The organism is Pseudomonas sp. DSP3-2-3, from assembly GCF_049898225.1.
Taxonomy (GTDB): Bacteria; Pseudomonadota; Gammaproteobacteria; order Pseudomonadales; family Pseudomonadaceae; genus Aquipseudomonas.
Genome location: NZ_JAFCXH010000008.1, coordinates 143,173 through 156,270, shown reverse-complemented (window position 1 = coordinate 156,270; position 13,098 = coordinate 143,173). Strand labels below are relative to the sequence as shown.

Annotated in this window: 14 protein-coding genes and 1 other RNA gene; 10 read left to right on the top strand and 5 right to left on the bottom strand. The window is 57.3% G+C overall.

Translation table 11 applies throughout. The features are described 5' to 3' along the window. The first annotated feature begins 131 nt into the window (after positions 1-131). Positions 132-1,268: an acyl-CoA dehydrogenase family protein gene (locus ACP7E4_RS12015; RefSeq protein WP_426113718.1), complete on the top strand. Its 1,137-nt coding sequence runs from the start codon at positions 132-134 to the stop codon at positions 1,266-1,268. Between the two features lie 150 nt (positions 1,269-1,418). Here ACP7E4_RS12015 and ACP7E4_RS12010 read toward each other — a convergent pair whose 3' ends face one another. Beyond that, positions 1,419-2,456, bottom strand: a complete 1,038-nt coding sequence (locus ACP7E4_RS12010; RefSeq protein WP_426113720.1) for an NADP(H)-dependent aldo-keto reductase — start codon at positions 2,454-2,456, stop codon at positions 1,419-1,421. A gap of 246 nt (positions 2,457-2,702) precedes the next feature. On the opposite strand from ACP7E4_RS12010, the gene rplM reads away from it, so the two are divergent. The 7 genes from rplM to ACP7E4_RS11975 all read left to right on the top strand — a co-directional run bounded on the left by rplM (position 2,703) and on the right by ACP7E4_RS11975 (position 7,674). Continuing rightward, complete coding sequence (gene rplM, locus ACP7E4_RS12005) at positions 2,703-3,131, top strand: 50S ribosomal protein L13 (RefSeq protein WP_020292945.1); 429 nt, start codon at positions 2,703-2,705, stop codon at positions 3,129-3,131. A gap of 14 nt (positions 3,132-3,145) precedes the next feature. Next, the gene (gene rpsI, locus ACP7E4_RS12000) at positions 3,146-3,538 is read left to right on the top strand and encodes a 30S ribosomal protein S9 (protein WP_426113723.1); all 393 of its coding nucleotides are present in this window, start codon (positions 3,146-3,148) and stop codon (positions 3,536-3,538) included. Between the two features lie 269 nt (positions 3,539-3,807). Then, on the top strand, positions 3,808-4,401 hold the full coding sequence (petA, locus tag ACP7E4_RS11995) for a ubiquinol-cytochrome c reductase iron-sulfur subunit (RefSeq protein ID WP_020292947.1): 594 nt from the start codon (positions 3,808-3,810) through the stop codon (positions 4,399-4,401). Continuing rightward, positions 4,401-5,612, top strand: coding sequence for a cytochrome b (locus ACP7E4_RS11990; RefSeq protein ID WP_426113725.1), 1,212 nt, complete (start codon positions 4,401-4,403; stop codon positions 5,610-5,612). The genes petA and ACP7E4_RS11990 overlap by 1 nt, the downstream gene beginning before the upstream one ends. Then, entirely contained in the window at positions 5,612-6,394 is a 783-nt protein-coding gene (locus tag ACP7E4_RS11985; protein ID WP_426113727.1) for a cytochrome c1, read from the top strand. The genes ACP7E4_RS11990 and ACP7E4_RS11985 overlap by 1 nt, the downstream gene beginning before the upstream one ends. Positions 6,395-6,625: 231 nt before the next feature. Beyond that, positions 6,626-7,243: a glutathione S-transferase N-terminal domain-containing protein gene (locus ACP7E4_RS11980; RefSeq protein WP_426113729.1), complete on the top strand. Its 618-nt coding sequence runs from the start codon at positions 6,626-6,628 to the stop codon at positions 7,241-7,243. A 17-nt stretch (positions 7,244-7,260) separates the two neighbouring features. After that, positions 7,261-7,674 carry a ClpXP protease specificity-enhancing factor gene (locus tag ACP7E4_RS11975; RefSeq protein WP_065832916.1) on the top strand — a complete coding sequence of 138 codons (414 nt, stop codon included), beginning with the start codon at positions 7,261-7,263 and terminating at the stop codon, positions 7,672-7,674. 60 nt (positions 7,675-7,734) lie between these two features. On the opposite strand, the gene ACP7E4_RS11970 is transcribed toward ACP7E4_RS11975, so the two are convergent. The 4 genes from ACP7E4_RS11970 to ACP7E4_RS11955 all read right to left on the bottom strand — a co-directional run bounded on the left by ACP7E4_RS11970 (position 7,735) and on the right by ACP7E4_RS11955 (position 11,249). After that, positions 7,735-8,313 (bottom strand): BON domain-containing protein, encoded by a 579-nt coding sequence (locus tag ACP7E4_RS11970; RefSeq protein ID WP_426113731.1) that lies wholly within the window; start codon positions 8,311-8,313, stop codon positions 7,735-7,737. Next, entirely contained in the window at positions 8,310-8,903 is a 594-nt protein-coding gene (locus ACP7E4_RS11965) for a phosphoheptose isomerase (protein WP_426113733.1), read from the bottom strand. The genes ACP7E4_RS11970 and ACP7E4_RS11965 overlap by 4 nt, the downstream gene beginning before the upstream one ends. A 160-nt stretch (positions 8,904-9,063) precedes the next feature. Next, entirely contained in the window at positions 9,064-9,435 is a 372-nt protein-coding gene (locus ACP7E4_RS11960; protein ID WP_426113734.1) for a YraN family protein, read from the bottom strand. Further along, a complete protein-coding gene (locus ACP7E4_RS11955; protein ID WP_426113735.1) occupies positions 9,435-11,249 on the bottom strand; it encodes a penicillin-binding protein activator in 1,815 nt (604 codons plus the stop codon). The genes ACP7E4_RS11960 and ACP7E4_RS11955 overlap by 1 nt, the downstream gene beginning before the upstream one ends. Before the next feature lie 284 nt (positions 11,250-11,533). On the opposite strand from ACP7E4_RS11955, the gene rsmI reads away from it, so the two are divergent. After that, positions 11,534-12,406 carry a 16S rRNA (cytidine(1402)-2'-O)-methyltransferase gene (rsmI, locus tag ACP7E4_RS11950; protein ID WP_426113737.1) on the top strand — a complete coding sequence of 291 codons (873 nt, stop codon included), beginning with the start codon at positions 11,534-11,536 and terminating at the stop codon, positions 12,404-12,406. 96 nt (positions 12,407-12,502) lie between these two features. Further along, an RNA gene (gene rnpB, locus ACP7E4_RS11945) (RNase P RNA component class A) lies at positions 12,503-12,860 on the top strand. Positions 12,861-13,098 lie beyond the last annotated feature (238 nt).

Sequence of the window (13,098 nt, the reverse complement as noted above, 5' to 3'; positions counted from 1 at the left end):
CTTATATGGGAAAGTGGTCAAGCAGCGGCTGGATCGTCTTATTTTTTGTCGGATGTGTCCAGTGTCCTCACGCACGTCAACAGCATAGGCTCTGCAAGCCAATCACGGCTTTCTCATCCTTCAGGTGCCGCATGATTCCCAGAACCCTGTTCAGCTCAGAGCACGAACTTTTTCGCGACAGCGTGCGCAAGTTTCTTGAGCAGGAGGCGGTGCCTTTTCATGCTCAATGGGAAAAACAGGGCCACATCGACCGCCAGCTCTGGAGCAAGGCGGGCGAGCAGGGGATGCTGTGCTCGCATCTGCCTGAAGAGTACGGCGGCATGGCCGCGGATTTTCTGTACAGCGCCGTGGTGATCGAAGAGATCGGGCGCCTGGGTTTGACCGGCATCGGATTTTCCCTGCATTCGGACATTGTCGCGCCTTACATCCTGCATTACGGCAGCGAAGCGCTGAAGCTGAAATACCTGCCGAAACTGGTATCGGGCGAAATGGTCACGGCCATCGCCATGACTGAGCCCGGCGCGGGCTCCGACCTGCAAGGCGTGAAAACCACCGCTGTGCTGGACGGCGATGAATACGTGATCAACGGCTCGAAAACTTTCATCACCAACGGCTATCTGGCGGATCTGGTCATCGTTGTCGCCAAGACCGACCCCAAGGCTGGCGCGAAGGGCACCAGCCTGTTTTTGGTGGAAGCCGACACGCCGGGTTTTGCCAGGGGCAAGCGCCTTGAGAAAGTCGGCATGAAGGCCCAGGACACGTCGGAATTGTTCTTTCAGGATGTTCGCGTGCCCAGGGAAAATCTGCTGGGTCAGGCCGGGATGGGCTTTGCCTATCTGATGCAGGAATTGCCTCAGGAGCGTCTGACCGTGGCGGTTAGCGCGTTGGCGTCAGCCGAAGCCGCGCTGCAATGGACGCTGGAATACACCCGTGAGCGCAAGGCCTTCGGTAAGGCAATTGCCGATTTCCAGAACACTCGCTTCAAGCTGGCGGAAATTGCTACCGAGGTGCAGATCGGCCGGGTATTTGTCGACCGTTGTCTGGAATTGCATCTGCAAGGGAAGCTGGATGTGCCAACGGCGGCGATGGCGAAATACTGGACCACCGACCTGCAATGCAAAGTACTCGACGAATGCGTGCAGCTGCATGGCGGCTACGGTTTCATGTGGGAATACCCGATCGCCAGGGCGTGGGCTGATGCAAGGGTGCAGCGGATCTATGCGGGCACCAACGAGATCATGAAAGAGATTGTGGCGCGCAGTTTGTAGGTGTTCTTGCCTGGGCTAGCACCTTTGTGGGACCGGCTTTGGTGGGACCGGCTTTAGCCGGGAAAACGGCATGCCAAGCGATACAAATGCATCAAATGTGCCGAGCTATTCCCGGCTAAAGCCGGTCCCACGAGATTAACTGGCTGTCACTCAAGGCGCAGGATTCGAATGGTCCTTATGGATCGCCTCGATGCCGGCCAGTACTTCTTCGGACAGTTGCAGCTCGAAACTGGCGATATTGCTGTCCAGTTGCTCAAGCGTGGTGGCGCCGATGATGTTGCTGGTCACGAAAGGCTGGCGGGTCACGAATGCCAGCGCCATCTGCGCCGGTTCCAGGCCGTGCTCACGGGCCAAAGCCACGTAACGACTGCACGCTGCCTCGGACTGCGGGTTGAAATAGCGCGTGAAGCGGCTGTAGAGGCTCAGGCGCGCCTTGGCCGGACGCGCGCCACCTTCGTATTTGCCTGACAGCATGCCGAACGCCAGCGGCGAATAAGCCAGCAGGCCGCACTGTTCGCGGATGGCGACTTCCGCCAGGCCGACTTCGAAGCTGCGGTTGAGCAGGTTGTATGGGTTCTGGATCGACACCGCACGAGGCCAGCCGCGGCTTTCCGCCAGTTGCAGAAACTTCATGGTGCCCCACGGCGTTTCGTTCGACAGGCCGATATGGCGAATCTTGCCGGCCTTGACCTGTTCGTCCAGCGCTTCGAGGGTTTCTTCCAGCGGCGTGAAGTTTTCATCGGTGTGGGTGTAACCCAGTTTGCCGAAGAAATTGGTGCTGCGTTCCGGCCAGTGCAGCTGGTACAGATCCAGGTAATCGGTCTGCAAGCGAGCCAGGCTGGCGTCGAGGGCGGCAACGATGTGTTCGCGGTTGTGTTTCAGGTTGCCGCCACGAATGTGCTCGATAGCATTGCCGGGGCCGGCGATCTTGCTGGCCAGGATCCAGTCGGCGCGGTCGCCCTGCTTCTTGAACCAGTTGCCGATGATGCGCTCGGTGCTGGCGTAGGTTTCCGGTTTTGGCGGGACGGGGTACATCTCGGCGGTATCGAGGAAATTGATCCCCGCCGTTTTGGCACGTTCGATCTGGGCAAAGGCTTCAGCTTCACTGTTTTGCTCGCCCCAGGTCATGGTGCCGAGGCAGATCGCACTGACGTTGAGATCGGTTCTGCCAAGTTGGCGATAATCCATTTGCGTCTCCTTTGGTAAGGGAAACATAAAAGCAGGTTGAAATTTTTTTCGCAATCGGCATAATTCCGCGGCTCTTTGCAGTGGAAGTGATGCGCCATTTGCCTGAGAAATCTTGCCGAAAACCGAACGTGTCGACCCGAGCCCTCGATAACGGCTGTTTTCGGCTGCCTTTGACCTTGTCAAAGTACGCACTATTCAGTAAGATCCGCCGTCTCAATTTATCAGGGCGGCCCCTGAGGCTAATTAATGAAAACTTATACTGCTAAACCGGAAACAGTTAAGCGCGACTGGTTCGTCGTCGACGCTGCTGGCCAGACCCTCGGTCGTCTGGCTACTGAAATCGCCAGCCGTCTGCGTGGCAAGCACAAACCGGAATACACTCCGCACGTTGACACTGGCGATTACATCGTCGTTATCAACGCTGAGCAAATCCGCGTTACCGGTGCTAAAACCACCGACAAGATCTACTACTCACACTCCGGTTTTCCGGGCGGGATCAAGTCGATCAACTTTGAAAAGCTGATCGCCAAAGCTCCTGAGCGCGTGATCGAGACCGCGGTCAAAGGCATGCTGCCTAAGAACCCGCTGGGTCGCGACATGTATCGTAAGCTGAAAGTCTATGCGGGCACTGCACACCCTCATACTGCTCAGCAGCCCCAAGAACTGAAGTTTTAACGGAATAGTTGATTATGTCGGCGACTCAAAATTACGGCACTGGCCGTCGCAAGACCGCAACCGCACGCGTTTTCCTGCGTCCGGGTACTGGCAATATCTCCATCAACAACCGTTCGCTGGAAAATTTCTTCGGCCGTGAAACTGCCCGCATGGTAGTTCGTCAGCCGCTGGAATTGACTGAGACTGGCGACAAGTTCGACATCTACGTCACCGTCATTGGCGGTGGTGTGAGTGGTCAAGCTGGCGCAATCCGCCACGGTATCACCCGCGCTCTGATGCAGTATGACGAAACCCTGCGTGGCGCTCTGCGCAAAGCTGGCTTCGTTACTCGCGATGCTCGCGAAGTTGAACGTAAGAAAGTCGGTCTGCGTAAAGCGCGTAAGCGTCCGCAGTACTCGAAGCGTTAATTCGCACTTCGTTCAAAAAGAACGCCCAGTCTCCTCACGGAGCTGGGCGTTTTTTTATGGGCGGCTATTATGTAGGTGGCTATTAGGTGTGACAACGTGACTCATCCGTGAAAGCCGCGAAATACAAGGGCTGCGGCTTTTTGTCCAAACGCAATTCCCTTGTGTAATGAAGGGTTTTTCATTACCATTCGGCAAAATTTATAACAGCTAAATTTTATTTAAGTAGACGCCTGATTTAACAGGCCACAAAGCTGATGGGAGAGGACGGAATGAGCAATGACGGCGTGAATGCAGGCCGGCGTCGCTTCCTCGTGGCGGCCACATCTGTGGTTGGCGCAGCAGGAGCGGTGGGGGCTGCGGTCCCGTTCGTGGGGTCATGGTTTCCCAGTGCCAAGGCGAAAGCCGCGGGTGCACCGGTCAAGGTGAATATCAGCAAGATCGAAGCAGGACAGCAGATGATTGCTGAATGGCGCGGTCAACCTGTTTTCATCGTCCGTCGCACCCAGGAGATTCTTGGAAATCTTGGCAAAATTACAGGGCAGTTGTCCGACCCCGAATCCAAGAGTTCGGTCCAACCCACTTACGTCGATCCTGTTGTGCGATCAATCAAGCCGGAAATCCTGCTGCTGATCGGTATCTGTACACACCTTGGATGCTCCCCGACTTTCCGTCCCGAAGTAGCCCCTGCCGACCTGGGCAAGGATTGGGTCGGTGGTTATTTCTGTCCTTGCCATGGTTCGCACTATGACCTGGCAGGCCGCGTCTACAAATCGCAACCCGCACCTTTGAATCTGCCAGTGCCGCCGCATTCCTATGAGTCGGACAATATTATTGTCATTGGCGTTGATCAGGAGAAAGCGTGATGAGCAAGTTCATGGATTGGGTAGATGCCCGCTTCCCTGCCACAAAAATGTGGGAAGACCATCTCAGCAAATATTACGCTCCAAAAAACTTCAACTTCTTCTACTTCTTCGGCTCCCTGGCGCTGCTGGTCCTGGTCAATCAGATCGTGACCGGCGTATGGCTGACCATGAGTTACACGCCGTCGGCTGAAGAGGCGTTTGCTTCCGTCGAATACATCATGCGCGATGTCGAGTACGGCTCGATTCTGCGCCTGCTGCACTCGACCGGCGCCTCGGCGTTCTTTATCGTGGTCTATCTGCACATGTTCCGTGGTCTGCTCTACGGTTCCTACCAGAAGCCTCGCGAGCTGGTGTGGATCTTCGGCATGTTGATCTATCTGGCGTTGATGGCTGAAGCGTTCATGGGGTATCTGCTGCCGTGGGGGCAGATGTCTTACTGGGGTGCCCAGGTGATCATTTCGCTGTTTGGCGCCATTCCGGTGATCGGCGACGACCTGACGCAGTGGATCCGCGGTGATTACCTGATTTCCGGCATCACCCTGAACCGCTTCTTCGCCCTGCATGTGGTCGCCTTGCCGATCGTGGTGCTGGGTCTGGTGGTTCTGCACATCCTGGCGCTGCACGAGGTTGGCTCGAACAACCCGGATGGGGTCGATATCAAGAAGCACAAGGATGAAAACGGCGTGCCGCTGGATGGCATTCCTTTCCACCCTTACTACACCGTCAAGGATATTGTCGGCGTGGTGGTGTTCCTCTTTGTCTTCTGCTCGATTGTGTTCTTCTTCCCCGAAATGGGTGGGTACTTCCTCGAAAAACCGAACTTCGAGGTGGCGAACGCATTCAAGACGCCTGAGCATATTGCCCCGGTCTGGTACTTCACGCCATTCTACGCAATCTTGCGGGCTATTCCCGACAAGCTCATGGGTGTAATCGCCATGGGTGCGGCGATTGCGGTGCTGTTTGTGCTGCCCTGGCTTGACCGCAGCCCCGTCAAGTCGATGCGCTACAAAGGCTGGCTGAGCAAGATCTGGTTGCTGGTGTTCTGTGTGTCCTTCGTGATTCTGGGTGTGTTGGGCGTTCTGGCGCCGACCCCGGCTCGTACGTTGCTGTCGCAGGTGTGTACCTTCCTGTACTTCGCCTACTTCATTCTGATGCCGTTTTATACCCGGCTCGAGAAGACCAAACCGGTTCCAGAAAGGGTGACTGGCTGATGAAAAAGCTATTTGCTGTATTGATTCTTGCTGCTCTGCCAGTGCTTTCGTTTGCTGCCGAACACGGCGCGGAACTGGAAAGCGTCGATATCGACGTGTCTGATAAAGCTGCCATGCAGGACGGTGCGCGGACCTTCGCCAACTATTGCATGGGCTGCCACAGCGCCAAGTTCCAGCGCTATGAGCGCGTTGCGGATGACCTGGGCATTCCTCATGAGCTGATGCTGGAGAAGCTGGTGCTCACTGGTGCCAAGATCGGCGATCACATGAGTATTGGCATGCAGTCCAACGATGCCAAGGCCTGGTTCGGTGCTGCGCCGCCGGATCTGACGCTGGTTGCCCGGGTTCGTGGCACGGACTGGCTCTACGGCTACCTGCGTTCGTTCTATGAAGATCCGGCGCGTCCATGGGGCGTGAACAACAAGGTCTTCCCGAACGTCGGCATGCCGAACGTGCTGGTGGGTCTGCAGGGGCGTCAGGTTGTAGGCTGCAAGCAAGTGCAGGTGGTGGAAGACGGGAAGAAACAATACGACCCGCTGACCGGTTCGCCACTGACTCACGAAGCGTGCGATCAACTGACCATCGTGCCGAAAACCGGCAGCCTGAACGAAGAGCAGTTCGACGAGAAGATCAAGAATCTCGTGACCTTCCTCGCTTATTCGGCTAACCCGGTGAAGTTGCAGCATCAACGTATCGGTACCTACGTGCTGCTCTATCTGGCGTTTTTCTTTGTGTTCGCCTACCTGCTCAAACGCGAGTACTGGAAAGACATTCATCACTGATAATTGCTGCACTGACTGTTGACGATACGCGCCCTCGGGCGTCTCTTTTAGGTAGTGAACGCGGGGCGGGTATAGTAGCGGCGGCAAAGATTGCAGAATTTACTTTGCGTAAATGAGCTATCTTGTCGCCCGCGACGACCACCAGCTTCAAAAGCGGTCGTTATCGGAGGCGCCTCAGGGCGCGTTCGTTTTTTTTGTATTCGATAAATTCAACAAGCGAGGAGGACCGCCATGGGCGTGACCAACCGGTTGGCCTGTTACTCCGACCCCGCCGACCACTATTCCCATCGCGTGCGCATAGTGCTCGCCGAGAAAGGTGTCAGCGCCGAGATCATTGATGTTGTTGCGGGTCGTCATCCGCCGAAGCTGATCGAGGTGAATCCGTACGGCAGCGTGCCAACCCTGGTTGATCGTGACCTGGCGTTGTACGAGTCGACGGTGGTAATGGAATATCTGGATGAGCGTTATCCGCATCCACCCCTGTTGCCGGTTTACCCGGTGGCGCGTGCCAACAGTCGGTTGCTGATCCATCGGATCCAGCGTGACTGGTGCGCACTGGTGGATCTGATTCTGGAGCCGCGCAGCAAAGAAGCCGCCCGTGTTCAGGCGCGTAAAGAGCTGCGCGAGAGCCTGACCGGGGTTTCGCCGTTGTTCGCGGAAAAAGCTTTTTTCCTGAGTGACGAGCAAAGTCTGGTTGATTGCTGTCTATTGCCAATACTCTGGCGTTTACCCGTCCTGGGTATCGAGTTGCCGCGGCCTGCCAAGCCGTTGCTTGATTATATGGAGCGCCAGTTTGCGCGCGAGGCATTTCAGGCGAGTCTGTCTGGTGTTGAGCGTGACATGCGCTAAGGCTTAAGGAGCCGTTGATGAACTCCAGTCGCCCTTATCTGATTCGTGCTCTTTATGAGTGGATCGTCGATAACGATTGCACCCCGCATATGCTGGTCAATGCGGAATACCCATCGGTTCAGGTCCCTCAGGGCTTTGCCAACGATGGGCAGATTGTCCTGAACGTTTCACCGTCCGCCGTGCGTCACTTGCACATGGATAACGAAGCAGTCAGTTTTGAAGGTCGCTTCGGCGGCGTGCCGCACACCCTGTACGTCCCTGTGGCGGCGATTCTGGGCATTTACGCTCGGGAGAACGGCCAAGGTATGGTTTTCGATCTGGAGCCTCCCTTCGAGGATGATGACGAGATCGAGCAGGATGATGACAGTCCGCCACCGGAAACCGAGCCGCCGCGCCCCAGCGGTCGGCCGAGCCTGAAAGTGGTGAAATAAAAAAGGCGATCCTTCGGGATCGCCTTTTTCATGGTGAATGTCCTGTGGGAGCGGTGTGTATCAGTCGATGTACTCAAACAACTTCACGATCTTCTGCACGCCGGACACGCCCTGAACCAGATTGGTCGCCTGTGTGGCTTCCTGCTGGGTCAACAGGCCGAGCAGGTAGACGATGCCGTTCTCGGTAATCACCTTGATTCGTGTGGCAGGAATGGCGCTGTCAGTCAGCATCTGGCTTTTGATCTTGGTGGTCAGCCAGGCATCGTTGTTGCGCGCCAGCAATGAGGAGGGGCCCATTACCTGGATTTCGTTATTGACCTTCTTGACCTTCTGCACGGCGGCAGCGGCTTGTTCGGCCATCTGCTTGAGGTCGGCGCGCGGCGTCTGGCCAGCCAGCAACACGATGCCGTTGAAGCTGGACACCACGATGTGCGAGTTCTGGTCCAGGTCAGGGCTGGCCTTGGCGACGTTGACCGCGACTTTGGTTTCGATCAACGAGTCATCGATCTTGCTGCCGAAGGTACGAGTGCCACGATCATCTTCGATGGGCTTTTCGCGGCTGGCGTTGATTACCGAGCTGCATCCGCTGAGGCCAAGGCACAGGGTCAGAGCCAGCAGGCTGAGGCGATTAAGGGTCATTCTTCACTCCCGAACAGTTGGCTGTCGATCAGATCGCATAAGCAATGGATCGCCAGCAGGTGGACTTCCTGAATTCGCGCGGTGACTTTTGCCGGTACGCGGATTTCCACGTCCTCCGGCAAGAGCAGCGAGGCCATGTCGCCGCCATCGCGTCCCGTCAATGCTACGACAATCATTTCGCGATCATGTGCGGCCTGGATGGCTTGAATTATGTTCGCCGAGTTGCCGCTGGTGGAAATTGCCAGCAATACATCGCCCGGCTGGCCGAGTGCGCGGATCTGTTTGGAGAAAATCTCGTTGTAGCTGTAATCATTGGCAATCGAGGTGATCGTCGAGGTATCGGTGGTCAATGCAATCGCCGGAAGGCTCGGGCGCTCGCGCTCGAATCGATTGAGCAGTTCGGACGAGAAGTGCTGAGCGTCACCCGCCGAGCCGCCATTGCCACAAGAAAGCATTTTGCCTTCGTTGAGCAGGGCATTGACCATGACCTGGCTGGCTTGCTCGATGTGGGGTGCAAGGACTTCCATCGCCTGTTGCTTGGTATCGATGCTGGCCTGAAAAAGCTGGCGAATTCGGGATTGCATGTCCATCTGGGTGACCTTAATTAGAGCGTATGGCGGCTGGTCGGGCGCTGACCAGAAGATTCTGGAGGCTTCCCGGCACACATCTGTGCAGCCCGCAAATCGAAGAGCGAAATCGGTATTGGGTGTGTGGTGCGTGCTTCAGAGTCGTCATTGTGGGCGTTGCAACTCAGCTGTCGAAAGCGCTTTTAAGCCAGTTCAGAGAGGCACCGGAACCCGGTTGACCCTCGATGGCTACCACGTCGAAACGGCAGGGTGCATCCACCCAGCGAGTGTCGTCCTGCAAAAACAGCTGTGCTGCCAGAATGACTTTTTGCTGCTTGCGAAAATCCACACTGTGCAACGCTCCGCCCCAGCCGGAATGGCGCCGGTAGCGAACTTCGACGAATACTACTGTATCTCCGTCGAGCATGACCAGATCGAGCTCGCCACGTTTACATAACCAGTTTTGTGCAATCAGCTGCATTCCCTGCTGCTGTAAATACAGCAGGGCGCTGGCCTCAGCCTCGCGCCCTGCTTGTTTGCCGGTGCCGCCTTGCATCAGGGGGCAGTGTCCGGCAGGCGCTGGATTTTGCCGTCAACGAACTCGGCCCAAGGCAATTGACGTTCGATACGACGCGCCGGGTTCATGCTCAGGCTGCCGGAGAGGCCGTCGATGCGGCTTTCAGGCAGGGTCTTGAGTTGGCCCAGGCGTGGCGCCAGGCGATAAGCGTCGACACCCATGGCGTAGAGGCGGCCCAGGCTGCCGGCTGCCTGCGGCCATTGTGCGATCACTTGCTGGCGCAGCGGGTCATTAGCGTTGAGCAACCAAGGCGTTTCACAGAAGCGCACGCCGTTGAGGTCCATGTACTGCGCCTGATCGTTGCTGTTGGTGAACAGGTGCGAAGTGGCGTAGACCGGAACGTCGCCAGCGTACTGGAAGACCATGGTTGGCTTGATCTGCTGGGCTTGTTGCGGCGTGGCAGCGAGGAACATGAAATCAATGTCCTGGCGACGCGACGGCTGGGCAGCGACGTCGGCACCTACCGTGCTTTGCAGGCGCTTGGCGCGACCTTCGCTATTGCGCAGCTGGAACAGCTCGGCGACTTGCTGGGCAAGCGCAACCGGCTGATCAACGTGTTCGGCAGCAATCAATGTGCCGCCCTTGGCCTGCCAGCTCTGACGGAAAGCTTCCAGGACGCGGTCGCCCCATTCGCCTTTGGGCACCATGGCGACCGCGCTGCGCTTGCCATCAGCCCAGGCACGACGAGCCACTTCACGGGCTTCGTCTTCTGCGGAAAGGCCGAACTGGAACAGCTGCTGCGGGCCTTCAGATCCTGCGTCGCTGTAGTTCAGCGCCAGGGTAGTGATCGGTAATTGCTCGCGACCATTGAGTTGCTTGACCAGTGGTTTTTCCAGCGGACCGACCACCAGTTGCACGCCAGCGGCTTTGGCCTGGCGGTAGAACTCGTCCATGGAAGTCAGCCGTGAACTGTCGAAGACTTGGATCGACGGCGGGTTCTGACCGGCTTGCTGCGCCTGGTAATGCGCAGCCATGAAGCCTTCGCGCAACGCCTTGGCAACTGCGGCCAACGGGCCCTCTTGAGGCAGCAGCAGAGCGATTTTGGTCAGCGGTTCGCTGGTCAGGGCGCGCAGTTGCGCCAGTGTCGCTGGCAATTGCACGGCGGCCGGGTGTTTCGGGTTCTGTGCTTTCCAGCTGTCGATGGCAGCTTGTTGCTGTTCCAGCGTGCCGGCACCTTTGACGGCGCGCGCCAGACTCAGCCAACCACCGACGTCATCGTTGGCAGTGCTTTGCAGTTGCTCAGGTGGCAGGGCGGCAACCAATGCCCAGATGGCATCGTTGTTGGCGCTCAGCTCGGCGCCTTGCAGCAGCGGGCCGACGAAGACCCGCTCGCTGATCGCGGCCATGGTCTGGCCGTCAGCTTCCAGTGCTCGTGCCCGAACCGTGTGGGTGCGCACTTGCTGCTCGACGGACAGCTCGCCAAGGCGTTGCAGGCTAGGATGGTTCAGCGCGGTCAGCGCGGCTTTGGGCTGGTTGCGGCCCATCGCCAGTTCGGCGGCCAATGTGCTGGCGTAAACCTGCTGGCCTGGCTTCAACAGTTCCAGCTGCACTTGCGCAAGAATCTGCGCGGCGCGACCTGGATCATTCTGCCGACTGGCCAGATCCGCTGCGCTGAGTCTCAGCAAGGCAGCCTGGTCCGGAGTTTTCGCCTGTGCAGCCTGGTCGAGCAGTTGCTCGATACTGGCATCAGGGGTACGTGGAAGTTCGCCAAGGCTGGACGAAGGCGAGCTGGCACAAGCCGCCAACAGGGCAGCGAGGCAGAGGGCAGAGAACAGCCGCAGGCAAGCGATCATGTGTATGTTCCTGATACTCGAGCAAATTAGCGGGGAATTGTACCCAAGCGCTGGCAAGGGTGCGACGTCGATGGCGTTAAAGCGGTGATATAGATTGCCGAACGGGCTTTTTAACAGCCAAAGCGGCGGATGTGCGGGTATTGAAATAGCGAATCGCGATGCATCTCATTAATTTTCCATCCTTTTTCAGGTTCTTCCATGAGCGCGCTACCCATGCAGTGGAGTCGTAGTCTGTACAATGCCGACTCTTCACCCATCACGGGTAACCAAATGAGGTCTGCGCTTTGACTGCTGACGTTGCTTCAAATTCCGCTGCTGGCTCGCTTTATGTAGTGGCCACGCCTATCGGCAATCTGGATGACATGAGCGTGCGGGCGTTGAAGGTGTTGCGCGACGTTGCGCTGATCGCTGCCGAAGATACGCGTCATTCATTGCGACTGATGCAGCACTTCGGCATTCCGACGCCGCTGGCTGCCTGCCACGAGCATAACGAACGCGATGAAGGCAGCCGCTTCATCGCACGATTGCTGGCGGGCGATGACGTCGCGCTGATCTCCGATGCAGGCACGCCGCTGATCTCCGATCCAGGTTATCACCTGGTTCGTCAGGCGCGAGCGGCGGGCATCAAGGTGGTTCCGGTGCCTGGCGCCTGCGCATTGATTGCCGCGCTGTCTGCAGCCGGTTTGCCGTCGGATCGTTTTATCTTCGAAGGATTCCTGCCCGCCAAGGCGGTGGGCCGTCGGGCGCGTCTTGAATTGCTCAAGGAAGAACCGCGCACACTGATCTTCTACGAAGCGCCGCACCGGATTCTCGAATGCCTGCAGGATCTTGAGCTGGTATTCGGGCCGGAGCGTCCGGCATTGCTGGCTCGTGAGCTGACGAAAACGTTTGAAACCCTCAAAGGCCTGCCATTGGCGCAATTGCGGGCATTCGTGGAAGACGACAGCAATCAGCAGCGCGGCGAGTGCGTGGTGTTGGTTGCCGGTTGGAGCGAGCCCGAAGGCGAGGACGTGATTGGCACTGAGGCCCGGCGGATTCTGGATCTGCTGCTAGAGGAAATGCCGCTCAAGCGGGCCGCCGCACTGGCGGCGGAAATTACCGGTGTGCGCAAAAACCTGCTCTATCAAGTGGCGCTGGACAAGCAAAAAGGCGAGTAGGACGCGTCGTTTTGCCCAGAATGCGCGCTAAGTGATTGAGCTTCGGACTTTTTAAAGCTTGTTCTCAGGCATCCGTGTCGTTAACCTTGGCGGCGGAGAGTCGATTGGACAGTCGCTGCCTCTTATTGTTCGCAATTAAGGGGGGGAGGAAAGTCCGGGCTCCATAGGGCGGAGTGCCAGGTAACACCTGGGAGGCGCGAGCCTACGGAAAGTGCCACAGAAAATAACCGCCTAAGCACTTCGGTGCCGGTAAGGGTGAAAAGGTGCGGTAAGAGCGCACCGCGCGTCTGGCAACAGTTCGTGGCAAGGTAAACCCCACTCGGAGCAAGACCAAATAGGGTTCCTAGGCGTGGCCCGCGCTGGAACCGGGTAGGTTGCTAAAGACGTCCGGTGACGGCCGTCGTAGAGGAATGACTGTCCTCGACAGAACCCGGCTTACAGATCGACTCTCCACCTTTTTCCCCCCTTGTGCGTTTCAGCCGCACAACACCCCTCGTAATACCGAAAAAATCTTAAACTTAATAAAACACATTAACTTCTGCGCGTAGCTCCTTGAGCTGTGTCGGAAATATCTGAAAGAACCCTCGCAAAATTAGCGCTTCTCATCCGAAACCACTCCTAAATCTCAGTAATGTAAGGGTTTTCCTTAGGACCGTGCCTTGACGGTGTGGTGGGCGCGTTCCTATAGTGTG

Bases quoted from the DNA above. Each gene is read 5' to 3' on its own strand.
- ACP7E4_RS11980 (WP_426113729.1), top strand. From the start codon at position 6,626: ATGGGCGTGACCAACCGGTTGGCCTGTTACTCCGACCCCGCCGACCAC.
- ACP7E4_RS11965 (WP_426113733.1), bottom strand. From the start codon at position 8,903: ATGGACATGCAATCCCGAATTCGCCAGCTTTTTCAGGCCAGCATCGAT.
- ACP7E4_RS12015 (WP_426113718.1), top strand. From the start codon at position 132: ATGATTCCCAGAACCCTGTTCAGCTCAGAGCACGAACTTTTTCGCGAC.
- ACP7E4_RS11955 (WP_426113735.1), bottom strand. From the start codon at position 11,249: ATGATCGCTTGCCTGCGGCTGTTCTCTGCCCTCTGCCTCGCTGCCCTG.
- ACP7E4_RS12010 (WP_426113720.1), bottom strand. From the start codon at position 2,456: ATGGATTATCGCCAACTTGGCAGAACCGATCTCAACGTCAGTGCGATC.
- rplM (WP_020292945.1), top strand. From the start codon at position 2,703: ATGAAAACTTATACTGCTAAACCGGAAACAGTTAAGCGCGACTGGTTC.
- petA (WP_020292947.1), top strand. From the start codon at position 3,808: ATGAGCAATGACGGCGTGAATGCAGGCCGGCGTCGCTTCCTCGTGGCG.
- ACP7E4_RS11990 (WP_426113725.1), top strand. From the start codon at position 4,401: ATGAGCAAGTTCATGGATTGGGTAGATGCCCGCTTCCCTGCCACAAAA.
- ACP7E4_RS11985 (WP_426113727.1), top strand. From the start codon at position 5,612: ATGAAAAAGCTATTTGCTGTATTGATTCTTGCTGCTCTGCCAGTGCTT.
- ACP7E4_RS11970 (WP_426113731.1), bottom strand. From the start codon at position 8,313: ATGACCCTTAATCGCCTCAGCCTGCTGGCTCTGACCCTGTGCCTTGGC.
- rpsI (WP_426113723.1), top strand. From the start codon at position 3,146: ATGTCGGCGACTCAAAATTACGGCACTGGCCGTCGCAAGACCGCAACC.
- ACP7E4_RS11960 (WP_426113734.1), bottom strand. From the start codon at position 9,435: ATGCAAGGCGGCACCGGCAAACAAGCAGGGCGCGAGGCTGAGGCCAGC.
- ACP7E4_RS11975 (WP_065832916.1), top strand. From the start codon at position 7,261: ATGAACTCCAGTCGCCCTTATCTGATTCGTGCTCTTTATGAGTGGATC.